Consider the following 24,490-nt stretch of genomic DNA (forward strand, 5'->3'; position numbering starts at 1 on the left):
GTTTATCTAATTATCAATGACTCGCAGCAACCGTCACTTTTCTGTATCTAATCCTTGATAAACAATTCTTAACTAAATTATTATAAGTTTTTTTAACTGATTAGTCAATAAAATCCTACTTATTGTGCAGCTGGCTCTTGCGTCTGAGCCTCAGTCTCAGTTGGTTCTTCAGCTGATGATGTCTGTGTTTGCTCTGATTCTGATGGGTTCTCTTCTGCAGCTTTTGATGATTCGCTGGTTGTTGAACTTTCACTTGCAGCTTTAGTTTTTTGACCAAGATTTGCATATTGCGCCAAAATATTAGCAAAAGCTTTGTCTTTAATTTTTACATTAGCTTTATCCAATGCATTTGCAATAACCTTGTTTTGGAAATTCATATCTTTTGATTTTTCAGCTATAATGATAGCTTTCAAACGTTTCTTATATTCTTGCCAATCTGATTTTTTTTCTGCTTTTTTAGTCACCTTAACAATGTAAAACTTCTTTTGATAAGAAGTTGGATCTAAAACCGAGATAACGTCTGATATGCCACCCTCATTCAAACTTGAAGCCGCTTTTACGACATCAGTCGGTACATTTGTCGCACCTGAATCAAATTTATAGGTCACTTTTTTCTCAGGTGTTGTTGTTTTTTCTTTAGCAATAGCTGTAAAGTCTGCGCCTTCGGCTTTTAGTTCCTCTAAGACTGATTTAGCTGTCTCTTCATTATCTAAAGTAATCATTTCGACTGCCATTGTTGGAGTATAAGATTCATATGCTTTCTTATATTCTTGTGTTGTCAATTCTTTTTTAGCTGCTTCTTTAACCGCATATTCTACTAATTTTGAAGAGCGGATCTGACGCTTAAAAGTCTCAGGTGTCAAGCTTGATTGTGCCAAAGCAGCAGAGAATGAAGCGCCATACTGTTCAGCTGTTTTATGATACGCCTTTTCAACTTCTTTTTTTGAAACCTTATCACCATATTGAGCTTCAAAAACACGACTAATTACCAGATTTAGCATCGCTTTTTGCGATACTTCTGTGTTTTTTGTTTCATTGTAAAAATCACTAACGCTAATTGTATCACCTTTCATCGAAATAACCTTAGTATTGTCATTAGTTGATTGACAAGCTGCTAAAGCCATCACTGAGGCCAATGTCACAACACTAGCAATGAGTTTATTTGAGTTTTTCATTTACTTCTGAGCTCCTTTTTATCTTTAACTAATTTATTATAACATAAATTTATCAATGTTACTTAATCTGGTAATACAATATCTGCTTGATTTTTACGAATCATTAATAATCCATCACTAAGAGGGACCAGGCTAGTTGTTAGGTTTGGATGAGTTAAGGTGGCATCAAACAAAGACTGTAAGCCACGATAAATAGTACGCTGACCTCGTCGAATATCTTCGATCGGTTTTGTAATGTCACCTCCTTGAAAGACATCATCCAAAATGACTACACCACCGACTTTTAGCAGTCTTAAAATCTCTGGTAGAAAGACAATATATTTGGATTTGGCGGAATCCATAAACACAAAGTCAAAATTTCCTTCAAGTGTAGATAATATATCTGCTGCATCTCCTTCTAACAGGCGGATCTGTTGGCGACTGTCGTACTTAGCAAAATTTGCTTTAGCAAAATCGATCATCTCTCGATTACGATCAATAGTCACAATCGTCGCATCTGGTGCATTTTCAGCCATTAAAAGCGCAGAAAAACCAATGGCTGTGCCAATCTCCAAAATGTGTTTTGGCTGTAAGCTTTGCAATAAAAACCTGAAATAAGCCACGACCTCAGGCTGAATAATAGGAATGTTTTCTTGTCTTGCGAATTGCTCTAACTCTGCTAAAAAACCTGTGGTTTGCTTCTGCCGTGTTCGCATATAATGAACAAGCTCTTCTTTGACAACAGGACGACGCATATTATGATTTGCTGTTTTACTGTATGATTTAACCATAAACCTAATTATATAAAAAAACCCTAGGCTTTGCTAGGGTTTACTTTTAAATTTTTTATAGGACATCATTTCTTTAACCTTAATGCTACCATTAATCCTAAAATGTATAAGACAATAAAAACACATAAGGTAAGAAGATAATTATGAGTCCATTCAACAGTGATAGATAATAACATAGGTCCAGTTAATGCAGCTATTGCCCAAGCTGTCAATATATACCCATGTAATGTAGCCAGTTCCTTTGCCCCAAAAAGATCACTTAAATAAGGCGGAATGAGAGAAAAACCCGCACCATAACAAGTCATAAGGGTGGCAATGCTTATCATGAAAATTAGGGAACTATGTGCAAATATTAAACTAATAGTCATAATTATGCTTACTAAAAATAAAAGTATTACTGTCACACGGCGTCCAATATAGTCTGACAAACTAGCCCACACTAAACGACCGAAACCGTTAAAAATCCCCATAGCACCAACCACAATTGCTGACATTTCTGGACTCATACCAGTTAGATCTTGTGCCATTGGCGCAACAACTGAGATAAGTCCTAAGCCACATGTGATATTGATAAATAAAATTACCCAAAGACAATAAAATGATTTTGTTTTAAGTGCTTCTTTAGCGGTCATTCCTTCGATTAAATAACTGTTATTTTGTAATCTTTTTTTATCTAGTATAGCTATCTCAGCAGCAGTTGGTTTTATTATCAATTGAGAAGCAAAAAGCATAACTATTAGATAAATCAGCCCTAAAAGGTAAAATGTTGCTACCAAACCTTCTGTTTCAATTAGCCACTGGGCAATCGGACTTGTTAATAAAGACGCAAAACCAAACCCCATAATAGCAAACCCTGTTGCCATGCCTCTTTTATCTGGAAACCATTTTATAATAGTTGATATCGGTGTGATATATCCCGCTCCAAGTCCTAAGCCACCAATAACACCATAACCAATATATAAAAGCCAAATTTCTTTACGATCAATCGCTAAACCAGTCAGCATATTTCCAGAAGCATAAAGAATAGCTGACACCGTTCCGGTTAGACGAGGACCATATTGTTCAACTAAATTTCCCATAAAAGCAGCAGATAAACCTAAACAAAAAATAGCTAAAGAAAAGGCAAAAGCGACAGGAGCTTGGTCCCAACCGGTCTCTTGTAAAATTGGATTACGATAAACACTCCAAGCATAGGTCGATCCCAACATTAAGTGGAGAAGTATCCCTGCTGTTGCAATGATATAACGTTTTGTTTTTTCCATGAAAAACTCCTTTTTTATTATACGAACGTTTATTTTTTAAAAAACATAAATGTTAGTATTTTAATTCTATTATCTCTTTTATAAAATGTCAAATATAATAAAAATATGTTTTATGCGAACGTTATCTCTAAAACAATAGAATAGCGTTAATCTGAAGCGCCTTACTCAACTATTGGTTTTATTTAAGTGAGTGACCACACAATAAAAAAGACAAAAAAGAAACCGTCAAACTAAGGTCAATGAAGCCTGCTTTTCAGGACTGATAATCCACTAAAATATAAAAAGAAAATGACCGATAGAAATGGAGATTCACACCAACTGTGAATCTCCATTTCTATCAATCCTAAACTCTTTTTGTCCTTGACTTTTGTGATTTTAGCTTTTGTGTATGCCTTTGGACACGAGTACTTCAAGTTCTGTTAGACGTTCGTCAAAGACTTTAAAGGCGGCTTCCAAATAATCACCTTTTTCCATATCAACGCCTGCTTTAGCAATCACTTCAAGTGGGTAATCAGAATTTCCTGACTTGAGGTAGGCCAAGTAATGATCGATATCATCTTGTGTGCCATGCACAATCTTATCTGCTAAATAGCTTGCAGCTGCAAAACCTGTTGCATATTGGTAAACATAATAATTGTAATAGAAATGAGGAATACGTGCCCATTCATACTGAATAAAATGATTATCTTTTTTACTTAAACCATAATATTTTTCATTTAAATCAGCGTATAGCTGGTTAAGGTATTCACTTGTTAACACTTCTCCTTTTTGATCAGCTTGATGAATGGCATGTTCAAACTCAGCAAATTGGGTTTGACGGAAAACTGTTCCACGGAAACCATCGAGGTAATGGTTTAAAATGGCAAAGCGTTCTTTCTCATCTTGAACCTCATTTAAGAGAGCTTCTGTCATAATATTTTCATTCGTTGTGGATGCAATTTCTGCCAAGAAGATACTATAATCCCCATACACATAAGGCTGTGTTTCACGAGTGAAAGTAGAATGCAAACTGTGGCCTGTTTCGTGGACAAGTGTGTAAAGATTATCAAGTGTATCTTGCCAATTCAACAGAATAAAGGCATTGGTATCATAGGAACCACCTGAATAAGCCCCAGAGCGCTTCCCTTTATTGACATGAACATCAATCCAACGTTCGGTAAAAGCACGATGCACACGATCTGCGTAATCTTTACCAAAAACAGCCAAAACCTTCTCAGCCTTTTCCAAAGCCTCATCATAACCAATGGCTAGATCTGTTTCAGATAATGGTGTGTAAACATCATACATCTTCAAATCGTCTAAACCAAGAACCTCTTGACGCAATTTCAAATAACGGTGTAAGAGTGGCAAATGTTTATTAACCGTTTCTAATAAAGTGTCGTAAACAGCTTCTGGAATAAAGTTAGCAGCCATGGCAGCTTGACGTGCTGAATCGTATTTATGAACACGCGCCTTATAGTTTTGCACTTTCACATTGGTTTGCAAGGTTTTAGCGTAAGTATGTTGGAACTGTTCATAAGTACTATACATGGCTTCATAAGCAGCTTGGCGAACGCTACGGTCCTTAGATTCCATTAGGCTAATGAAGTTACCATGGGTTAATTCAACATCTTCCCCCTTATCATTTTTAACTACTGGAAAGACAATGTCAGCGTTATCAAGAATACTAAAGGTTTCTTCCGCACCATTGAAAATTTCTTGAGCTCCTGCTAATAATTCCTCTTCTGCTTGACTAAGAACATGTTCGCGGGCTTGGAATAATTTGTCAAAGAAATGGTTGTACACTTTCAACTCAGGGGTTTCAGTAAGAAAAGCCTGATAGTCTTCTTGATGAAGCATCATCACTTCTGGATCATAGAATGAAAAGACTTCGCTAAACTTTGCATACAAGCCTGAAGCCTTAGCTTGGTATTCTTGATACTTGGCAACAGTAGTGTCTTGGTCATTTTTCATGTGAGCATAAACATAGACTTTCTCCACACGACGAGCCAATTCTAAATATGTTTTTGTAACCTTTAACAAATTAGCACTAGAATCCAGCAAATGACCAGCAAAACCTTTAGATGCCTCAACTTCAGTAGCTAAGTCACTGACTTCAGCTTCCCAATCCTTATCTGTTGCAAAAATAGTGCTCAAATCCCAAGTGTATTTTTCTTCTAAATGGCTGCGATTATCAGTCATAACATCTCCTTCTCATTTTCTATTACTATCCATTTTAACATAATATTTTGGTGAAAAAAGCGTTTGCACCTTCTTATCCTTTTCTTTTTTATAATAGACTTTAAAACTTTCATAATAAGGGCGAAGATTTCCTTTAATTTGACAAAAACCGCTGGAAGATTGAACTGGTCTCCATTGAGGATAAAAAGCATCAGTTGTTAACATAAGTAAATTATAGCCTGATAAGTAAGCCTTTTCTTGTCGTCGTAGCCATTTCGGGTGTCTAGCTAAAAGAGCTCTTTGTATTCTTTTAGATAGGTTCACAGTCATTTTTTTCTGATAAGAATAAAGGATTTCTTGCTGATAGGGTAACCGAAACATTTCCATAATATTGTGGTCTAAAGAAATGGTTTTGGTTAGGTAACTTACCTTACCAAATAAGTCTTCATGGATTAAATATTTGAGACGTAGCAGATTTGCAGCTGCATCCAGCTCCCACAAATGAAAGCCCAAACTAGATGAAAAGTAAAGAAACTGTTTTTGCAAAGCAGTTAAGTGAGTGTTAAGCCACAATTTTCTTCCCAGTAACCATCGTACCGGATACCCCTTTTCTTGATAGGCTTTGGTGCGTTTCTTTAGACGCTCAACTGGCAAGGGACTGCACTGAATTTCTAAGGCTAACTTATCATTCACCCAAAGGTCTGCTATCTGTTGCAGCTCAGGAAGATATTTTTCAATACAGACAGCTTCTGTTCGGACTAAACTGGTGTAAAGTTTTGCCTTCAACGTCAAATGTTCCTCAGATTCATTTTCTGCTTGGAATTGACAATGAGCTAGTTGTACATGGGCAAAATGAGGTCGTCTAATTGTCCCCTGACGCAAGCGAACAGGAGATTTGCAAGCTGGGCAACGAAAAGGCGGTTTCGTTGAAATAGGCTGAGTTACTAGCGAAATGAGCTGATTCTTATCATCTAAAGCGGTTAATATTTTTGTCACCTCCTATTAGATCTTCCACCTTATTATTCGAAAACTAAGTACCAAACTTTAAGTAGCTTTAGTTTTTTTAGCCATCAAAAAACACTCCCATTTCCAATTTATGAGAGTTTAACACAAGGGTTTTTATAACGCTTCAGGTTAAGGAGACAGTGGGAATTGAATCTTTTTGCTTACCTGATTTTGTAACAACAAGATGACTAAACATAGCAAAAGTCGAACTCATCATGACTATAATAGTCAATGGACACTTTATTGATTAAGCAAGAATAGCTTCTTTTTGAAAGCATGTTTTGCTCAGTCCAGATACGTTTTAATGAGTTGCCTTTCTGACGCTGTTAGATAACGATATTCTCCGCTGGCTAAATGACCGAGTTCCAGTCCTGCAAAGTGCGTCCGTTTCAGAGAGGTCACTTTCAAACCATAGGTCAAAAACATTTTTTTCACTTGGTGAAATTTTCCTTCTGAAATGGTCAAACTAGCCTGTGACTGGTCTGTATCGGCTTTAAGAATAGTCAATTGAGCTGGTTGGCATTGTTCACCTGTTGGGAAACAAATACCAGCTGCAAAAAAATCTGAGGCATCTTCTGCTAACAAGCCATTAACGGTTACAAGATACGTTTTAGAAACATGATGACTAGGGTGCAACATCCGAAACCCTAGGGGACCATTATCAGTGAGTAAAACCAACCCTTCGGTATCTCTATCCAATCTGCCAACAGGATACAAGTCTGGACTTTTATCTTCTTCAGCAAGCTGATCAATAACGGTTAAATAGTTAGTATCTTTCTTAGCTGAGACCACCCCTGATGGCTTGTTGAGGATAATGTAAGAATGTTTAGGATGCGTCACTCGCTGTCCAGTCACCTCAATCAGTTGCAAGCCAGGATCAACATTTTGTCGACCATTTCTGGCAGGCATGTGATCAACCCAAACCCCTTGAGCCTTAATCAGTTTCTTCACTTGACTTCTAGAGCCAACTTTTGTACCTTCTAATAATTTATCTAAACGCATATTAGTAGTGTAACATAAATTTACCCTTGCAAAAGAAATAGAAGTTACAAGACTTCTTCTTAAATGAAGTTGACTATCTCCTCATTTTTGTTCTTACAAGGTTTAACGACTGGTTAGGTTAGTCTAATTGTGACGCAGCAGCTTCATCCACAATGACGATAACATGATCATGTTTTTGGAGAATACTTGCTGGGAGGTGTTCTGTGATTGGTCCAAAAACCATTCCCTTGATCGCATCAGCTTTTTCTTGTCCAAAGGCAAGAAGAACAATCATTTCGGACTTCATGATGGAGGCAATTCCCATAGAGATAGCTTGTTTTGGCACATCCTCAATACTTGTAAAGAAACGACTATTGGCTTCAATGGTTGATTCTTGAAGATCCACCACATGCGTTTCTTCTTCAAAAGAGGTCCCAGGTTCGTTAAAACCAATGTGCCCATTACGCCCAATCCCAAGCACTTGAAAATCAATCGGATGCTCTGCAATGATTTGGTTATATCGTTTAGCTTCTGCTTCGACATCGGTTGCTAAACCATTGGGCAAGTAATTCTTTTTAAAAGGCTTCGCATTAAAAAGGTTTTGACGCATAAAATAATCATAACTCTGATCGCTCTCTACTGAAAGACCGACATATTCATCCAAGTTAATACTTGTTAAGTCCGAAAAATCCAAAGGACTTTTGACCATTTCTTGGTAAAAACTAATTGGTGAACTTCCTGTTGCTAATCCTAACGTCTTAGCTCCCTTAGCTAAGCTATCTTTCAATAAGGTAAAAGCGATTTTCCCACCTTCAATCTGATCTTGGACCCGAATAATTTTCATGTCATTCTCCTTTTCTAATTGGTATAGACCTTTCGTGTTTTTATTATATGGTATATACCAATTTTTGTCAAGCCTATCCTTTACTTTCTGATGAAAGATTAAAGATGACGGGTTAGACGACAAGTGATATAATAGAAAAGATTTATCTTACATGAAAGAGTTACTAGGAAGAGATTTACTAGTGGCTTTAAAGGAGTCCCAATGAATACTAACAATTTTGATTTTGAGTTACCAGAAGAATTGATTGCCCAAACCCCACTCGAAAAAAGAGACAGTTCAAAACTATTGATTATTGATCACCGTCAAAAAACTATGGTTGATAGCCATTTTGACCATATCATTGATCAATTAAATCCAGGGGATGCCCTCGTCATGAATAACACCCGTGTCTTGCCTGCCAGACTTTATGGAGAAAAACCCGATACTCATGGTCATGTGGAATTGCTTTTGCTTAAAAATACACAAGGAGATCAATGGGAAGTTTTAGCCAAGCCAGCCAAACGGCTCAAGGTTGGTAGCCAAGTCAATTTTGGAGATGGGCGTCTCAAAGCCACCATTATCGACGAATTAGAACATGGTGGACGAATTGTTGAATTCAGCTATGATGGGATTTTCTTAGAAGTTTTAGAGAGCCTCGGCGAAATGCCATTGCCTCCTTATATTCACGAAAAATTAGAGGATGCTGAGCGATACCAAACCGTTTATGCTAAAGAAAATGGCTCTGCGGCCGCCCCAACTGCTGGTCTCCACTTCACAACAGACTTGCTCAAAAAAATCGAAGCCAAAGGGGTACATTTGGTTTATTTGACCCTACATGTAGGGCTTGGGACTTTTAGACCTGTTTCCGTGGATAACCTCGATGAGCATGATATGCATTCGGAATTTTATTCCCTCTCAGAAGAAGCAGCGCAAACCCTAAGAGACGTCAAACAAGCTGGCGGTCGTGTTGTCGCTGTAGGAACCACCTCTATTCGTACGTTGGAAACCATCGGAGGTAAGTTCCAAGGGGACATTCAAGCTGATTCAGGTTGGACCAATATTTTTATTAAACCAGGCTACCAATTCAAGGTAGTTGATGCTTTTTCAACTAATTTCCATCTTCCAAAATCAACCCTTGTGATGCTAGTATCAGCCTTTGCAGGGCGTGACTTTGTCCTTGAAGCTTACAGACACGCGGTTGACGAAAAGTATCGTTTCTTTAGCTTTGGCGATGCCATGTTTGTCAACTAAAAACCTATGAAATTACTTGGAAAATGGCTATTCTTCTTGATGTTTCTGACTTTTTGCGTCAGTTTTTGGCAGAAAGACTATCAGCGGATTGCCTTTGAAAAAGAACACAAACTTTATCAAGATTTAGTGGCACCTTTTTACCAAAACTATCCTAAATTACGAGAACTCCAGCTTTCAGAAGCTATTAAATTACGCCACGACTTGCTTGATTATGTTCGAAAGCTCGATAAGGACGGATGGTCCTATAAAGCCATCCAAAAAGGATACCTTGAACAACTCGCTGTTAGAGGAAACTCTTATCATTTCGAACAACTTTATAGTCGCATTCGCCTGATAGGATCACCTGACTTTCAAAAGCTCTGGCAACAAGAGGAGATGGCACAGACGCCTCAAGAAGCTCAAAAACGGTTACAACTGCTCTTGACGTATTTAAAGATGCCAGACGAGTTGACAGGACAATCAAAACAAACACAGCAAGTATTGGCACAATTAAGTCCAAAGCTATCGCCAACAGATCCTTTTTGGGACCAATTATCTACCCTGATTCAGGCTTATTATGTTAATCTCGAACACATTCCTTATAGCCGTTTTAATCGGAAAATTCATCAACTCCGTTACCTCATATCAACCCAGCAAACGGAGTGGGTTCGCTCACATTATGGGAATAAAGGGAAAACCGATGCGGATGCCTTAGCCAAATATTTGGCTACTCTAGAAGATGACGATTATGCTCTTTATGAATCTTCTAGATACCATAATAAGGTTGCTAGTATTTTAGATGCTAATGGCAATCATCAGGCAGTCTATACAGACAATATTCCTCAAGCCAACTATAAGATTTTAATTCATTTTCACTCAGAGTTTATTTTGTCAGAATCTGGACAATTTTTAGTAGCACTAGATCCTGATAACCTAACGCGAAATAGTATTGTCAATGGTTCTTCTTTCAATTATGGCAACCAAAACGATGACTTGCACCGTCTGCTTGATATTGACCCTATTCTGCTTTTTGATCCGGCTTTTATTGAAAAAGCAATTAATAGTCCTGATGCAACTTTTCTAGTTCCCGATTTAGAACAGCAAAGGGATAAGCACAATCCCATTTACAGCAGAAATGGCAAATCATCTAAGCAGCTAACACGCGCTGCCGTTAAAAAATTCAAAAAATTGCTTCACCATTATCAAGAAACAAGAGGTGACAATAAGACCTCAAAAACACAGCATTAATCTCAAAAAGCTTGACCTGAAGAAACAGGCCAAGCTTTTTTAATGAGCAACAACTTATTTTAGTGACTGTCATCAGTAAGTATGTCTACTATCAGACTAATGTCAACTGAGTATTAGATCATGTTGAGATTGCCTCTATACCACTCATTAATTACATATGGTAGCTGAACAAGCTGCACATAACCAAGGCCATTGACTTCCTCTGATGCTTGTGTTGCTCCACCCAAACCAGATGAATAAAGAGCAATCAAATAAGGAGACTCTTCGCAAACAATGGCACCTACATTTAAGGCTTCTCTGACATAACCCGGTTTTTGATAAACCTTTACATGAGGCAAATAAGTCTTGTAATACAAATCAGGGAAAGATTCACCAATGTAGTACAAGATATCCTTATATTTATCCTGATGCTGCCACAAGTAATCCAAAACTTGCAAATAGTAAGCGGTGGTGATTTTATTGCCATTACGATCAATGGTCGTAATAGCCCCGGATACCTTCCCGTAGCGGTCAAATAATTGGTAAGCCTTATTCATGCCACCCAATCGTTCTGCTAGAGCATAAGCTGGCGTGTTTTCTGAGTACACCAAGGAATATTCTTGCATATCCGGAATAGACATGGCACCATTGAACTGAGCAACATAGGCATGATGTTCCTGATCATATTCATAATCAGTTTCTGTAATGTCAAAACGCTCTGTCATGGATAATTTGCCTTATCTACCACCAGCATGTTTAATGGCAGCTTATAGGTGCTTCCTGCAATCATTGGCTGATGGTCATTCATGGCAGCAGTCCTGCCTGAATTGAGGTCTTTGTAGGAAAAGGCAATTTGGGATTCACCAATGCCAAATTCCTTTAAATACGCCTTGACCGTATTGACCAAACTCAAATGGTTGTCATCGTAATAGAGCCCTAAGACATCCATTTGCGCTAAATCTGCATCCATAACAGCTTGCTTAGCCTCTTTAGATTTTTCAGGTAACGGTTTTTGAACAGTTTTTCTAATCTTTTTTTCATTTTTAAGTCAGCCGTTTGCTGCCGCTCACCTGCTTTAGGAGGAAAGCCTTTCTTTTTACCAGTCAAACAGCCGACAAGTAAGGTCACTATCATCATTCCTAAAATAATCCCTACAATGGTAGTTTTCTTCTTTCTTAACACCTAAAATCTCCTATCCATTCTATTCTAGCTAAATTTAGCTAAAAATCAAGGAATTACATTAAAAAGACAAACTATTTTTATCTTTTCTAAAAAATGATGTCCCCACACTGTTATTCACAAAAGCACTTAAAAAACCAATCTCTTTTTGAGATTGGAAACCCTTTTCTTATTTAGCGGCTTGGTAAAGTTCTGATACTTTTTTCCAATTAACGATTTCAAAGAAAGCTTTGATATAATTTGGACGTACATTACGATAATTCAAGTAGTAAGCATGCTCCCACACATCAAGCGCTAGAATTGGTTTTTTGCCTTCTGAAATTGGAGTATCTTGGTTAGCGGTTGATGTGATTTCGAGTTGTCCTTCTTTATTAACAACTAACCATGCCCAACCTGAACCAAAACGTCCAGTAGCAGCTGCTGTAAATTGTTCTTTAAAGGCGTCAAATGACCCAAAAGCATCATCAATGGCTTGTGCAACATCAGGAGTGACGTCTTGTTTTTCAGGTGATAATAGTTCCCAGAAAAGCGCATGGTTTAGGTGTCCGCCACCATTATTAATTAAGGTTTGACGAATATCTTCTGGAATCTTAGTGACATCTGCCAATAGTTCCTCCAGATTTTCTCCGATCTCTGGGTGTTTTTCTAAAGCCGCATTGGTATTAGCGACATAAGTGGCATGGTGTTTATCATGATGAAGAGTCATTGTCTCCGCATCAAACTGTGGTTCAAGAGCATCATACGCGTATGGAAGTTCTGGTAAAATAATAGCCATTTTCCTGTCCTCTTTTCCTTTATGATACGTCTATCTTATCGCAAAAAATAAGAGCTTTCAACTAATTTGATTATCTCTTGGAAAGCGGTCCAACGCCTATTTTTGAGAGTGAGTCATGATTTTTAAGAGAGCAATATCAACTAGATAACTCTTCTCATAAAGTCCTGTTTTTATCTGGTAATCTGTCTCAATCAAGGTTTTCACCGCTCCTGTTAGAAAGGCAAGAGATAAGGTCCTAGAATCCTTTAACGCATACTTGACCTGGTAAGGATTAACCCGCCGCCCAAGAATATCTGATAAACTAATCACTAGTTGTTGCTCGTTTTTTACATCTCTAGCAAGAATAGTCAGCTGCAAAAATAAGCGAAATTGGCCTAGCATGATAGCGATTAATTTAATGTCATCTTCTCCAGATAACCGTAAATCATGAATCAAATCTCTAGCCGCATCAATTTTACCTCCTAGGACAAGTCTAGTCAGATCGAAAATATTATCTTGTAAACTTTTAGGAATGGCTTGCTCAATATCAGTTAGGCTAATATTTCCCGTTTTTTTATAGGCTTTTAAAAAGGCCATGTTTTTCATGATTTGACTAAAATCATCGTTTGATTTCAAAAGTAATTGGTCAAAGGCACCACTCTCGAAACCTAAACCCAGTTGATGACTGTATTTTTGAAAATAAGTTCTTAGCTCTGCTTCTTTCAGAGGGTTGGCTTCTAAAACAAGGGCATCACGTTTCAAAAGCTTAACAAGCCGTCTCTTACTATCCAATTTACCTGGAGCAAAGATAATTAGTCGAGTAGTCTCTAAGGGATTTTCTAAATAGGCTTCAAAGGCCTTTAGGTCTTTTTCTTTTAAGAAACTTTTTTTATTGGTCGTGATATCTAACAAATGGTCAAAAATAACCACCTTCTGCTCAGCAAAGAAGGGTAGGCTCACTAGATCCATTTCTGCATCCTGATAAGCGGCCTCAGACATATCAAAGTAAGAATAGGCCAAATCATCCTTATCAAAAGCAATCTGCTCCATTAAGCGGGATTTCAACTGGCTATACTGACCAATGTCATCTCCTGTGACAAGGGTTATAAGACCCAAATTTTCTTTACTCAGTTTTTCAATCTTTTCTATCGCAATCATGCTTTTATTATATCATCTTTCTCCTAAAAGGAAAGCGACTGCTTGTTTCTTCGTCAGGCTGGAATTTTAACTAACGAACCGTTTCAAGATGCCAGCTTGTCCGACCAGTCAAACGAATAGCTCCTTGCGTATCCGTTCGGTAATAAGTGATTTGTCTGTCTTCCAAACGGGCTAAGGTTTCTCTGTGAGGATGCTGATAACGGTTATTTTTTCCAGCAGAAATAAAGGCCACTTTAGGCTGAATATGGTCTAAAAAAGCTGCACTAGAAGAGGTATTTGATCCATGGTGACCTGCTTTTAAATAATCTACTCTTAGTTGAGGATAACGTTTTATGATCTCGTTTTCCCCCTCTTTTTCCAAGTCACCTGTGAAAAGAAAAGTTCGATTTAAGAGCCTGCCATAAAGTACCAAAGAATCGTTATTTTTCCCGTCCCCTAACTGCCAAGGGTAGAGTACCTGTAAGACACTTCCCATAATAGGCAACTGGTCTCCAGCTGCTAAAACTCTAACGTGACATTTTAAACGCCTTAGCCGCCTAACAAAGCTTGGATGGCTTAAACTGCCTTGACTAGTCAAAATCTCCTTTATCCGAATAGCTTTGGCAACCACTTCGATATCCCCCATATGATCAGTATCTGCGTGAGTTACTAATAGTTGGTCAATTGTGTGAATACCTCTACTTTTTAAGTAAGGAATTAAGGTTTTCTGAGCATTAGCTACGTGATGTCCTCGTCGCCAGTGCTCTTTTGAAGAAAAGAAAGGGCGCCCACCTACATCTATTAAGAGATTTTTCCCTGTCCACTCCCTCACCAAAATACTATCTCCCTGGCCAATGTCGATAAAGGTCACTTCATTGGTCAAAGGATATTTGACAGACAAAAGTGTCAACGCTATAACCAAACCGCAAGTGATAACTCGTTGTCGCACCTGCCGATAATCATAAAAAATAGCGAAGCTAATCACCAAGATAAGCAAGTGCCAACTGGTCGGGCTTCCAAAAACAAGGGAACTATTGAAAGTATTTCCGAGAAATTGAATGACTTTTTCTAATAAAATAAAAAGATGGTTACATATTGAGACAGTCACCAAAGGGGATAGACAAAAAACCAGACAAAGAAGGGGCAAAATAAAAAGGTCAAAGAGATAAGACAAGAGCCCTGTTAAGACCATTGACATTGGGTTAAAACTGGAAAAATAAAAGAGCAAAAATGGTAATATTCCTAGGGAAATGGTCAAGACTTGTACCAACTGTCTTTTAGCTCCTGATAATTCTTCAACAGTAACCACTGTTAACAAAAAAGCATAGCTAAACGTTAATACGCCACCAACAGTCATTAAGAAATGAGCATCCCATAAAAAGACAAGTAAAAAAGTACAAGCCAGATTGTCTAATCCTTTTATTCCTAAATGACGCAACTGCGACTGCACGAGGCTTCGAATAACAGAAATACTATAACCTGTCAACGCGGCATAAAAGCAAGCAAAAGGAAGCTCTATCCATTTTATCCATTCCAAAGGAACTGCGAGTAATAGCAACACCCTTCTAAAACAAGTGAGAAAGAAGCCAACCTGCATCCCTGATAAAGCAAAGAGATGAATGATACCCAACTGACTATAATAATCTGTCATCTCACCAAACGACTTATCTAAATAACCAAAAAGGAGGCCCGTCAGGTAGTGAGACATAGGTCTTGGAAAATGCTGCTGGCAATGAACAATGGCTCGTCGTCTTAAAGAGGACAAATAGTCACATATTGACTCGGGTGAAATCACTTCAAGCTGTTCTATTTGCTCTACCTTCCCTATCCTGTAAATTCCTTGATAAGTCAAAAAAGTCTGATAATTAAAGCCTTTAAAATTTCGAACTTCCTCAGCTTTTTCCAATGTCACTTTTGCGTGCATCACTAACCAACGGTGCTCTTTCTTGAACAATTGGGCTTCTGCTTGGCTTTTCAAACGGTAAAATAACTGATAAGAATGTTTCCCGTGACGTCCAAGAACAGCTAATTGATCACCATTAATCCGAATACTATCAGGAACTAATGCTACAGAGGTTATTTGTACTGGCTGAATTTCCAGTTTTTGAACCAACTGCTGTTTCTGATACAGCAAAAACAAAGCACAGAAACTAAGGATGGCAAAGACACCGAGAAATTCTTTTTTAGACAAACGCTTGACAAGTAAGCAAATCAAACTAAGGCTAAGGAGAAACGTTAACCAGCTAGGGCTATGGATTTGATAAAAGAAAACCAAGATTAAAAAAGCAAATTGAATCTTTGACAGGGGCACTAGCTTAGTCCAAGAAAATGTCATCTTTTAATTTCTCGAGCGTTTTTTCGCCAATCCCCGAAACCTGACGGAGATCTTCTAACGCTTTAAAACCACCTAACTTATCTCTCATATCAATAATATCCTGAGCTCTTTTAGCACCAATACCTGGGATATGTTGTAGTTCTTCTAAGCTGGCCTTATTAATATGAACCTTTGACTGATCCTTGCTGGCAGTTTCTTTTTTACCAGAAACTAATGATCTTGGTAGCACAGAAATCTCTTCTCCTTGTTTAGGTACATAAACAACTTGCTCATCAGTTAGTTTTTCTGCAAAATTAATAGCATGTTTATCAGCTTCTGAAGTTAGGCCTCCAGCTAGTTCAATGACATCTCGCACACGACTGCTAGCAGTTAGCTTATAAACTCCCTCTTTTTGTACGGCGCCTTTTAAATCCACTAAAATACTGCTATCTTCTTGAATTTCCTTTTTTTCTTCACTAACCTGCTGTTTCACAGGCGATATTTCTCTCAAAGCAGGAACGGCTGCCTTGCTCTGCCTATTTCCCCAGAACAAAAAACTGAAGCTTAGTATTAGAAAAAGTCCTAATAAAAGACTAATTAGGTATGGCAGAAAATACCGCTCTCTCAAAAACGATTTTCCTTTAATTAATAATTCGTCTAACATTTTTTTACCTCATCTTTTTATTCGTAAATGATATCCAAAAGTATAGTAGTATTGTCATTTTTTGTGCTTAAAAGAGTTAAGGGTATCATCGAATATCTTTTTTAGAAATGAAAAAAGTGATTAAGCATTAGCGGCTTCTTTCAATAGAAGACTAATCTCAATCACTTCTTATTTCAGGCACATGTTAGCCCTCATGTTCTTAATGGCGATGTTTATCTGGATTCCAAACAAAACTAGCAATATAGGAAAATAACATGGTTAATAATAATACCACCACCAAAACCAATCCTAATGGTAAACGGTAGAGATAAGTTAAAGGGTTCCTTGCTTTGCCTGGTTGGAAAGGTGCCAACTCGTCATCAATCCGATCAAACTCTGCCTGAATACGGTTTGCCACCTCAGCAATCCCTTCATCATTCATGCGTTTAATATCTGAGACGTCAATGGGATTCCCAAAAGTCATGTCAACCCGTTCTCCCGCTAGTAATCCCTTGACCGACATAGGCCCCTGATAGGCTGCTGGCATAATCTTGACCTTAGCCAATTTAGCAATCACAGCGACCCCTCCTTTGACCTCTTGCGAATGCCTACTTCCACTTGGAAACATAAGAAGAGAACGATTGCTCTTTTTGAGCATATTAACAGGGTAACGAATAGCATCTGGACTCGGTTTGTCACGATCAATAGGAAAAGCACCACACATTTTAATCCACCAAGCAAAGAGACGATTTGCAAACAACTCTTTTTTAGCCATAAAAATAAACTGCTTAGGACGTGCTGCAAATGCCATGTAAACTGGATCCCAAAAGGTTCGATGGGGTGCTACCAGAATATAATTCTCAGAAGCATCTAACATCTTTTCTTCATGATGGTAGTGGGCATTGCCATTGACAACCCATAATAAAAAGACTACTAAACCGCGTAAGTAAGCGTAAAACACAGGCTTCTCCTTTAATAGAATAATCTTACTTATTGTATCACGAAAGCTGACTTTTCGAAAGTCAAAATCACTCTTCAAACATTCACCTCAAGCCTATTTTATGTTAAAATAACAGGTATGATAAAAGCAATCTTAAAAGAAGGCGAACGTATTGATCAACTCTTTTCAAGTGATGTTGGCATTATTCAAAACAAGGATGTCTTTAGTTACTCTATTGATAGCGTCCTCTTATCCCGCTTCCCCAAGATGCCTTCCAAAGGGTTAATTGTGGATTTGTGCTCAGGAAATGGGGCGGTTGGCTTATTTGCTAGCACTAGAACCAAGGCAGCCATCGTTGAAGTAGAATTACAAGAACGGCTTGCTGATATGGGACAACGCTCTATCCAGCTCAATCAACTGGAAGACCAAGTAACCATGATTTGTGATGATTTAAAAAACCTCCTAAACCATGTGCCACGTTCAGGAGTTGATTTGATGCTCTGCAATCCCCCTTACTTTAAAAGTCACGAAAGTTCTAAGAAGAACGTCTCTGAACATTATTTACTGGCTCGTCATGAAGTGACCACTAATTTAGAAGAGATTTGTCAGGTAGCCCGTCATGCCCTTAAATCAAATGGTCGTCTGGCAATGGTTCATCGACCAGATCGATTCTTGGAAATTATAGATAGCCTTAGAGCTAATGGTCTTGCCCCTAAAAGGGTACAATTTGTCTATCCTAAATTAGGTAAATCAGCTAATATGTTACTTATTGAAGCAATCAAAGACGGTTCTATTGAAGGGATGACTATTTTACCTCCTTTAGTTGTCCACAAGGAAAACGGAGAATACACTGATCATATTTTTGAGATTTATTTTGGTGCTGCTTCCAAAGGAAAACCTAATCATGACCACTAAAAAAGCTTATATGTATGTGTTAGAATGTGTTGATAAAACCCTCTACACTGGTTATACAACTGATTTGAAAAAACGCTTAGCTACACATAACGCAGGAAAGGGGGCTAAATATACTCGCTACCGGTTACCTGTTTCTTTACTTTATTACGAAGTGTTTGATAGCAAAGAGGCTGCGATGAGCGCTGAAGCACTCTTTAAAAAACGAAAAACAAGAAGCCAGAAATTGGCCTATATTGCTACTCATCAAAAAGAAAAGAAAAATCATTGAGACTTATCATCTCAATGATTTTTTTATGCTTCACTGTCTTCCACAGGCACCAATTCTTTGATTGGTAACTTCAAGACATCTGATAGAATCAAGGGAACCACTTCAAGGGTTACTTCTGAATATTGAAGCCCAAACCAACGCATTGGACTAGCGGTAACATGTTTAATGCTTGCCTTAGTCTGCATAATAAAGCGTTCAAAGTTACTCAATTGACGTGCATTGGAGACCCGTTCTTCTATTAAAACAAAGCGAAAATCACCAACATCACGACCAGGTGTGATGGTATATTCCTGTTCTTGTTTGGGTAAACGGCCACTTTCCATCAAATCCTGAACAATCGTGCGCAAATAGCGTGGCACAGTCTGTGGCATTCTAAAACCAAGATAAAGGTTGACTCGAACCATATAATCCGTTCCCATCATATCTACCTTGTACTTAGCTGTATAAGGTTCATCAGTTACCTGGACATTTACAAACCAATAAACCTGAGCGCGTTTTGGCCGCTTGTCTAAAATGGAGTATAAAATAGACCGGTCAATCATATGATCCTGCATACGATTGGATAGGTAGACAACATTTGTTTGGTAGAGGTCAAAACAAACGTCGTCACGAAGTTGTTTAATCTGCTCCTTGTAATCATTCAAATTAAGAGATTTCACATACTTGAAAACAATCCGTGTGCCCGCATGCCAGATAAACATGACAAAGACAATTGCAAGTGCCAAGATAACAACCGCATAGCCACCGTGCATAAATTTGATAGCTGAAGCCAAGAAGAAAATGAATTCTACAAGGGCAAAGAAAGCCATCACTAAATGAGCCAAGATGGGTCTCGTTCCTTTCTTGATTAAGTAATACTTTAAGAGGATTGTTGTCATCAACATGGTGATGGTAATAGCAAGACCATAAGCTGCCTCCATGTGGGCTGATGTTCTAAAAGCCAAAACAGTACAAGAGGTCACTGCAAATAAAATCCAGTTAATGACAGGAATATACAATTGCCCCAAATTTGCCCCTGGGTAAGTCACACGAAACAAAGGGAAAATTTTCAAACGCATGGCCTCTGAAACCAAGGTAAAGGAGCCTGAAATAAGAGCCTGTGAGGCAATAATAGCTGCCAAGGTTGCCAAACTAACAAGGTAAACTCTTAATTGTGATGGCACACTAGCAAAGAAAGGGTTTAGTTCAATACCTGAGTGTTTATTCGCTAAAATCCACGCAGCCTGGCCACAGTAAGACAACACAATACACATCTTAACAAAGGGCCAGCTCACGTAAATATTTCCTCGACCAACATGTCCTAAATCCGAATAAAGAGCTTCAGCTCCTGTTGTCGCAAGAAAAATGGACCCCAAGATAAAAATCCCACGATGGTTTTCAGGACTAAACAGCAAATGCAGAGCATAGTAAGGATTGATAGCCTTGAAAATTTCCAGATGCCCCAACGTATTAAAAAAACCACTAACACCTAGAAAACTAAACCAGATAAACATAACTGGTCCAAAAATTTTACCAATAAAACCTGTTCCAAACCGCTGAATACCAAACAAGACTATTAAAATCACTAGAGTTGTGATAATGACATTGGTTTGATTTTGGTAGATGTGACTCAGACCAGGAACGGCTTTCAAGCCCTCAATAGCTGAAGTAACTGTTACCGCAGGTGTAAGAGCCCCATCAGACAAAAGTGTTGCACCTCCAATCATCGCCGGAATAATGAGCCACGGTGACATTTTACGTACCAAGGTGAATAAAGAAAAAATCCCACCTTCATGGTGGTTATCCGCTTTTAGAGCAATCAAAACGTACTTGATTGTTGTGATTAAGGTCAGTGTCCAAATAATTAAAGAGATTGATCCTAAAATAAAGGATTCAGAAACCTGATTAACCCCTCCTTGATTTTCAACTAGAGACTGTATCGTATAAAGGGGGCTTGTTCCAATATCTCCATAAACAATACCTAAAGCAATAATAAAACCTGCTTTTGAAGCTTTGTCAAAGGCAGTAAGATGGCTATCAGACATCTTATACTCCTCCTAATTTTTTAAAAATTATCACAAAAATAACTGAAACCATTATAACAGATTCCATTATAAAAGCAACTTTTTCAGAAAATTAAAAAGAGCTGACTCTCATCAACTCTCTTTAAGCTTATTCACCTTTGTGACGAATCACAAAACCAGTATTTTTAGCACTTGATTTTTTCTCTTTATTGAAAAAGTCTTTACTATTACGTTTTGATTTACGTTTGAAATCGCGGTTGCCACTGCCATCGTGACCATCACGCTTATCACGTTTTTGACGACGACGGTCACCATCACGCTCATCTCTGTTACGGTCACCACGATAGCCGCCACGGCGATCACCACGGTTACGGTTGTCACGTCCACGACCACCTTTGCCATTTTTATTGCCGTGACCACCACCCACATATTTGAATGGTAATGGTTTTTCACGTGCAATTTCAACTTCCGGTAAGCTATCTGGATCTTGAACCGTTAAGCTCAAAATATATAAAGCTAATTCTTCAGGAGTGAATTCGGCAGCCAATTGGACAGCATCGCCTTTGAATTTATCAAAGTTTGAACGAATAGTCTCATCCGCAAAGTCGCGTTCAATTTTCTTGAGGGCTACTTTTTTCTTGGCTTGAAAGGCCTCTTCAGCAGTTGCTGGACGAAGAGGTTTCATCTGTTTTTTCGTTAAGTTCTCAATCATTGAGAGGTAGCCCATCTCATTTGGTGAGACAAAAGTGATAGACTCACCAGATTTACCGGCACGACCTGTACGACCAATACGGTGAACATAACTTTCTGGATCTTGGGTAATATCGTAGTTATAAACGTGGGTAACTCCTGAAATATCAAGGCCACGCGCTGCTACATCAGTGGCAACAAGAATATCAATTTGGTCGTTTTTGAAATCACGGATAACACGTAAGCGTTTATTTTGGTCAAGATCACCATGGATTCCTTCGGCACGGAAACCACGAAGTTTCAAGCCACGTGTAATTTCATCAACTCGGCGCTTAGTCCGCCCAAAAACGATGGATAATTCTGGCTGGTTAACATCCATCAGACGGGTCATAGTATCAAATTTTTCTTGTTCTTTCACACGAACATAGTATTGATCAACATTGACGTTTGTTAATTCTTTGTTCTTAATTTGAACATGTTCAGGGTCTTTCATGAATTTAACCCCGATTTGTTTAATAGGTGCCGGCATCGTTGCGGAGAAGAGCAAGGTTTGACGGTCTGCTGGGACACGACTAATAATAGCTTCAATGTCTTCCAAGAATCCCATGTTAAGCATTTCATCTGCTTCATCAAGGATTAAGGTTTCCACATGATCTAAAATAAGAGCCTTGCGCTTAATCAAATCTAACAAGCGACCCGGTGTTCCCACGACAATGTGGGCACCTGATTTAAGGGCTTTGATTTGTTTTTCAATACTTGATCCACCGTAAACAGAGCGAACCTTAACCCCTTTTTCACGTCCAAAACGGAACAATTCTTCCTGACTTTGTACAGCCAATTCACGCGTTGGTGCAATGACCAATGCTTGGATGATATTTTCGTTAGTACGAATCTTATTCAAGGTTGGTAGACCAAACGCTGCTGTTTTACCAGTTCCTGTTTGTGCTTGACCAATAACATCCTTCCCTTCTAGTGCGAGAGGAATCGTCATTTCCTGGATAGGAGATGCTTTCTCAAAACCAGCGGTAACAACAGCTGATTGGATGTCTTGTGATAAGTTAAATTCTGTAAATTTCAATTGTTTCTCTTTTCTAAAAAGGCAGTGCGAAGCTGCCTTATAAACCTTTTAATTTTCGTCGTTTGATTAACAACCTAACTAGTGTAACACAATTAGAATCAAAAAGATAGGAAATAAGGCTAATATAAGCAATAACACGCTTTCACGATTATCCGCTAAATCATAAATATGCTTACAGTTGTGAAGATATCGTTTTTTGATAGAATCTTAAATCTGCAAAAGAGATAACTAGCCACTCATTTCTTTTAAAAAGTTGCTCAGTAAATTGATCTCCAAAACGTTAGACTGTTGAAAATCATGTTTCAATTACATTTTCTCTTCTAAAGTGACATCTGGGTATTTGTCTGCAAACCAGCGAAGGGCAAAATCATTTTCAAATAGGAAAACTGGTTGGTCAAAACGATCCTTAGCTAAAATGTTTCGGCTTGAAGACATGCGTTGATCCAAATCATCTTCTGAAATCCAGCGAACAGTCTTTTTACCCATTGGTGTCATCACAACTTCAGCGTTGTATTCACCTTCCATACGATGTTTAAAGACTTCAAACTGCAGTTGACCCACAGCACCCAGCATGTATTCGCCTGTCTGATAATTCTTATAAAGCTGAATTGCTCCTTCTTGTACTAATTGTTCAATACCTTTGTGGAAGGATTTCTGCTTCATAACATTTTTCGGAGAAACCTTCATGAAGATTTCTGGGGTAAAAGTTGGTAAGGGTTCAAATTCAAATTTATTTTTCCCAACTGTTAAGGTATCCCCAACTTGATAAGTTCCTGTATCATAAACCCCGATAATATCCCCAGCAACAGCATTCGTCACATTTTCCCGTGATTCTGCCATAAATTGAGTAACATTGGAGAGCTTAGCGCCTTTGCCAGTGCGTGTCAAATTAACTCCCATACCGCGCTCAAATTCACCAGAAACAATACGCACAAAAGCAATACGGTCACGGTGTTTAGGGTCCATGTTAGCTTGAATTTTAAAGACAAAACCTGAAAAATCTTTAGCTAAGGGGTCAACAACATTACCTTCTGTAGTCTTGTGACCATGAGGTTCTGGGGCAAACTCCAAGAAAGTATCAAGAAAAGTCTGAACTCCAAAGTTCGTAAGGGCAGAGCCAAAAAAGACTGGAGTTAGGTCACCATCAAGAATAGCTTGTTCTGAAAAGTCATTACCTGCTTCTTGAAGAAGTTCAATATCTTCTTTGACTTGTTCATAAAAGGGATTATTGGCAAACAGCTGATCACCGTCTTCAATACTTGCAAAACGCTCGTCTCCCTTATAGAGTTCTAAACGTTTATTATGTAAATCATATAAGCCCTCAAAGGCGCGTCCCATACCAATCGGCCAGTTCATCGGATAAGAAGCAATCCCTAAAACTTCTTCTAATTCTTCCAAGAGTTCTAAAGGCTCACGCCCATCACGGTCTAACTTGTTAATAAAGGTGAAGACAGGAATATTACGATGTTTGACAACTTCAAAAAGTTTTTTCGTTTGCGCCTCAATACCTTTAGCCGAATCTACAACCATGACAGCCGCATCCACAGCCATTAAGGTACGGTATGTATCTTCCGAGAAATCCTCATGTCCAGGTGTATCCAAAATATTAACACGTTTACCCGCGTAATCAAATTGCATAACAGATGAAGTAACAGAGATACCACGTTGCTTTTCAATATCCATCCAGTCGGACTTTGCAAACGTACCTGATTTTTTGCCTTTTACTGTCCCTGCTTCTCTAATTTCACCACCAAAATATAATAGTTGCTCAGTAATAGTCGTCTTACCAGCATCCGGGTGAGAAATGATGGCAAAAGTACGGCGTTTTTTAATTTCTTCTGTAAGTGACATTCTTTTTTCCTTGTATAGTAAAATGGCAGAGCTTTTCTCTGAGTTATTTTCGTTAGGTATTACTTGTTTATCAAAAGAGTTGGGC

Annotated in this window: 22 protein-coding genes; 4 read left to right on the forward strand and 18 right to left on the reverse strand. The window is 38.3% G+C overall.

Going from position 1 to position 24,490, the window contains the following annotated elements; translation table 11 throughout:
- Positions 1-119: 119 nt before the first annotated feature.
- From prsA to nagB, 7 genes are all read right to left on the reverse strand, one after another.
- Positions 120-1,175, reverse strand: coding sequence for a peptidylprolyl isomerase PrsA (gene prsA / locus B6D67_RS06330; protein WP_002984003.1), 1,056 nt, complete (start codon positions 1,173-1,175; stop codon positions 120-122).
- A gap of 62 nt (positions 1,176-1,237) precedes the next feature.
- Positions 1,238-1,945, reverse strand: coding sequence for an O-methyltransferase (locus tag B6D67_RS06335; protein ID WP_002989211.1), 708 nt, complete (start codon positions 1,943-1,945; stop codon positions 1,238-1,240).
- 65 nt (positions 1,946-2,010) lie between these two features.
- Positions 2,011-3,207 (reverse strand): L-lactate MFS transporter, encoded by a 1,197-nt coding sequence (locus tag B6D67_RS06340; RefSeq protein ID WP_002995765.1) that lies wholly within the window; start codon positions 3,205-3,207, stop codon positions 2,011-2,013.
- Between the two features lie 375 nt (positions 3,208-3,582).
- Complete coding sequence (gene pepF / locus B6D67_RS06345) at positions 3,583-5,388, reverse strand: oligoendopeptidase F (protein ID WP_010922425.1); 1,806 nt, start codon at positions 5,386-5,388, stop codon at positions 3,583-3,585.
- A gap of 12 nt (positions 5,389-5,400) precedes the next feature.
- Complete coding sequence (locus B6D67_RS06350; protein WP_010922426.1) at positions 5,401-6,363, reverse strand: competence protein CoiA; 963 nt, start codon at positions 6,361-6,363, stop codon at positions 5,401-5,403.
- 294 nt (positions 6,364-6,657) lie between these two features.
- Complete coding sequence (locus tag B6D67_RS06355; RefSeq protein ID WP_002995774.1) at positions 6,658-7,374, reverse strand: pseudouridine synthase; 717 nt, start codon at positions 7,372-7,374, stop codon at positions 6,658-6,660.
- A 118-nt stretch (positions 7,375-7,492) separates the two neighbouring features.
- The gene (gene nagB, locus B6D67_RS06360; protein WP_010922428.1) at positions 7,493-8,197 is read right to left on the reverse strand and encodes a glucosamine-6-phosphate deaminase; all 705 of its coding nucleotides are present in this window, start codon (positions 8,195-8,197) and stop codon (positions 7,493-7,495) included.
- A 201-nt stretch (positions 8,198-8,398) separates the two neighbouring features.
- On the opposite strand from nagB, the gene queA reads away from it, so the two are divergent.
- Entirely contained in the window at positions 8,399-9,427 is a 1,029-nt protein-coding gene (gene queA, locus B6D67_RS06365; protein WP_010922429.1) for a tRNA preQ1(34) S-adenosylmethionine ribosyltransferase-isomerase QueA, read from the forward strand.
- 6 nt (positions 9,428-9,433) lie between these two features.
- A complete protein-coding gene (locus B6D67_RS06370) occupies positions 9,434-10,654 on the forward strand; it encodes a DUF3114 domain-containing protein (RefSeq protein ID WP_010922430.1) in 1,221 nt (406 codons plus the stop codon).
- 113 nt (positions 10,655-10,767) lie between these two features.
- Here the strand turns inward: B6D67_RS06370 and B6D67_RS06375 are convergent, their stop codons facing one another.
- The 8 genes from B6D67_RS06375 to B6D67_RS06410 form a co-directional block, all read right to left on the reverse strand.
- Positions 10,768-11,358, reverse strand: coding sequence for a serine hydrolase (locus B6D67_RS06375; protein WP_010922431.1), 591 nt, complete (start codon positions 11,356-11,358; stop codon positions 10,768-10,770).
- Complete coding sequence (locus tag B6D67_RS06380; RefSeq protein ID WP_010922432.1) at positions 11,355-11,603, reverse strand: serine hydrolase; 249 nt, start codon at positions 11,601-11,603, stop codon at positions 11,355-11,357. The genes B6D67_RS06375 and B6D67_RS06380 overlap by 4 nt, the downstream gene beginning before the upstream one ends.
- Positions 11,588-11,815 carry a hypothetical protein gene (locus B6D67_RS06385; protein WP_010922433.1) on the reverse strand — a complete coding sequence of 76 codons (228 nt, stop codon included), beginning with the start codon at positions 11,813-11,815 and terminating at the stop codon, positions 11,588-11,590. Before B6D67_RS06385 ends, B6D67_RS06380 begins: the two co-directional genes overlap by 16 nt.
- Before the next feature lie 166 nt (positions 11,816-11,981).
- On the reverse strand, positions 11,982-12,587 hold the full coding sequence (gene sodA / locus B6D67_RS06390; RefSeq protein ID WP_010922434.1) for a superoxide dismutase SodA: 606 nt from the start codon (positions 12,585-12,587) through the stop codon (positions 11,982-11,984).
- 96 nt (positions 12,588-12,683) lie between these two features.
- Positions 12,684-13,724 (reverse strand): DNA polymerase III subunit delta, encoded by a 1,041-nt coding sequence (holA, locus tag B6D67_RS06395; RefSeq protein ID WP_010922435.1) that lies wholly within the window; start codon positions 13,722-13,724, stop codon positions 12,684-12,686.
- A 70-nt stretch (positions 13,725-13,794) separates the two neighbouring features.
- Positions 13,795-16,038, reverse strand: coding sequence for a DNA internalization-related competence protein ComEC/Rec2 (locus B6D67_RS06400; RefSeq protein ID WP_010922436.1), 2,244 nt, complete (start codon positions 16,036-16,038; stop codon positions 13,795-13,797).
- Positions 16,019-16,681, reverse strand: coding sequence for a ComEA family DNA-binding protein (locus B6D67_RS06405; protein WP_002983967.1), 663 nt, complete (start codon positions 16,679-16,681; stop codon positions 16,019-16,021). Before B6D67_RS06405 ends, B6D67_RS06400 begins: the two co-directional genes overlap by 20 nt.
- A 199-nt stretch (positions 16,682-16,880) precedes the next feature.
- The gene (locus B6D67_RS06410) at positions 16,881-17,621 is read right to left on the reverse strand and encodes a lysophospholipid acyltransferase family protein (protein ID WP_011285604.1); all 741 of its coding nucleotides are present in this window, start codon (positions 17,619-17,621) and stop codon (positions 16,881-16,883) included.
- 117 nt (positions 17,622-17,738) lie between these two features.
- Between B6D67_RS06410 and B6D67_RS06415 the strand changes: the two genes are divergently transcribed.
- Together B6D67_RS06415 and B6D67_RS06420 are read left to right on the forward strand one after the other, a co-directional pair.
- Positions 17,739-18,515, forward strand: coding sequence for a tRNA1(Val) (adenine(37)-N6)-methyltransferase (locus B6D67_RS06415; RefSeq protein WP_010922438.1), 777 nt, complete (start codon positions 17,739-17,741; stop codon positions 18,513-18,515).
- Positions 18,505-18,783: a GIY-YIG nuclease family protein gene (locus tag B6D67_RS06420; RefSeq protein ID WP_002989164.1), complete on the forward strand. Its 279-nt coding sequence runs from the start codon at positions 18,505-18,507 to the stop codon at positions 18,781-18,783. Before B6D67_RS06415 ends, B6D67_RS06420 begins: the two co-directional genes overlap by 11 nt.
- Positions 18,784-18,806: 23 nt before the next feature.
- On the opposite strand, the gene B6D67_RS06425 is transcribed toward B6D67_RS06420, so the two are convergent.
- From B6D67_RS06425 to B6D67_RS06435, 3 genes are all read right to left on the reverse strand, one after another.
- The gene (locus B6D67_RS06425; RefSeq protein ID WP_010922439.1) at positions 18,807-20,807 is read right to left on the reverse strand and encodes a KUP/HAK/KT family potassium transporter; all 2,001 of its coding nucleotides are present in this window, start codon (positions 20,805-20,807) and stop codon (positions 18,807-18,809) included.
- A 127-nt stretch (positions 20,808-20,934) separates the two neighbouring features.
- Positions 20,935-22,554, reverse strand: a complete 1,620-nt coding sequence (locus tag B6D67_RS06430; protein ID WP_002989158.1) for a DEAD/DEAH box helicase — start codon at positions 22,552-22,554, stop codon at positions 20,935-20,937.
- Positions 22,555-22,860: 306 nt separating this feature from the next.
- Complete coding sequence (locus tag B6D67_RS06435; RefSeq protein ID WP_002989155.1) at positions 22,861-24,405, reverse strand: peptide chain release factor 3; 1,545 nt, start codon at positions 24,403-24,405, stop codon at positions 22,861-22,863.
- Positions 24,406-24,490: the final 85 nt, after the last annotated feature.

Origin of the sequence: Streptococcus pyogenes (assembly GCF_002055535.1) — a bacterium.
GTDB classification, from domain to species: Bacteria; Bacillota; Bacilli; order Lactobacillales; family Streptococcaceae; genus Streptococcus; species Streptococcus pyogenes.

Excerpts from the sequence above, each read along its gene's own strand:
- B6D67_RS06405 (WP_002983967.1), bottom strand. The coding sequence starts at position 16,681 with ATGTTAGACGAATTATTAATTAAAGGAAAATCGTTTTTGAGAGAGCGG.
- B6D67_RS06340 (WP_002995765.1), bottom strand. The coding sequence starts at position 3,207 with ATGGAAAAAACAAAACGTTATATCATTGCAACAGCAGGGATACTTCTC.
- holA (WP_010922435.1), bottom strand. The coding sequence starts at position 13,724 with ATGATTGCGATAGAAAAGATTGAAAAACTGAGTAAAGAAAATTTGGGT.
- sodA (WP_010922434.1), bottom strand. The coding sequence starts at position 12,587 with ATGGCTATTATTTTACCAGAACTTCCATACGCGTATGATGCTCTTGAA.
- B6D67_RS06370 (WP_010922430.1), top strand. The coding sequence starts at position 9,434 with ATGAAATTACTTGGAAAATGGCTATTCTTCTTGATGTTTCTGACTTTT.
- pepF (WP_010922425.1), bottom strand. The coding sequence starts at position 5,388 with ATGACTGATAATCGCAGCCATTTAGAAGAAAAATACACTTGGGATTTG.
- B6D67_RS06375 (WP_010922431.1), bottom strand. The coding sequence starts at position 11,358 with ATGACAGAGCGTTTTGACATTACAGAAACTGATTATGAATATGATCAG.
- B6D67_RS06415 (WP_010922438.1), top strand. The coding sequence starts at position 17,739 with ATGATAAAAGCAATCTTAAAAGAAGGCGAACGTATTGATCAACTCTTT.
- B6D67_RS06400 (WP_010922436.1), bottom strand. The coding sequence starts at position 16,038 with ATGACATTTTCTTGGACTAAGCTAGTGCCCCTGTCAAAGATTCAATTT.
- nagB (WP_010922428.1), bottom strand. The coding sequence starts at position 8,197 with ATGAAAATTATTCGGGTCCAAGATCAGATTGAAGGTGGGAAAATCGCT.
- B6D67_RS06435 (WP_002989155.1), bottom strand. The coding sequence starts at position 24,405 with ATGTCACTTACAGAAGAAATTAAAAAACGCCGTACTTTTGCCATCATT.
- prsA (WP_002984003.1), bottom strand. The coding sequence starts at position 1,175 with ATGAAAAACTCAAATAAACTCATTGCTAGTGTTGTGACATTGGCCTCA.
- B6D67_RS06425 (WP_010922439.1), bottom strand. The coding sequence starts at position 20,807 with ATGTCTGATAGCCATCTTACTGCCTTTGACAAAGCTTCAAAAGCAGGT.
- B6D67_RS06335 (WP_002989211.1), bottom strand. The coding sequence starts at position 1,945 with ATGGTTAAATCATACAGTAAAACAGCAAATCATAATATGCGTCGTCCT.
- B6D67_RS06355 (WP_002995774.1), bottom strand. The coding sequence starts at position 7,374 with ATGCGTTTAGATAAATTATTAGAAGGTACAAAAGTTGGCTCTAGAAGT.
- B6D67_RS06420 (WP_002989164.1), top strand. The coding sequence starts at position 18,505 with ATGACCACTAAAAAAGCTTATATGTATGTGTTAGAATGTGTTGATAAA.
- B6D67_RS06380 (WP_010922432.1), bottom strand. The coding sequence starts at position 11,603 with ATGGATGCAGATTTAGCGCAAATGGATGTCTTAGGGCTCTATTACGAT.
- queA (WP_010922429.1), top strand. The coding sequence starts at position 8,399 with ATGAATACTAACAATTTTGATTTTGAGTTACCAGAAGAATTGATTGCC.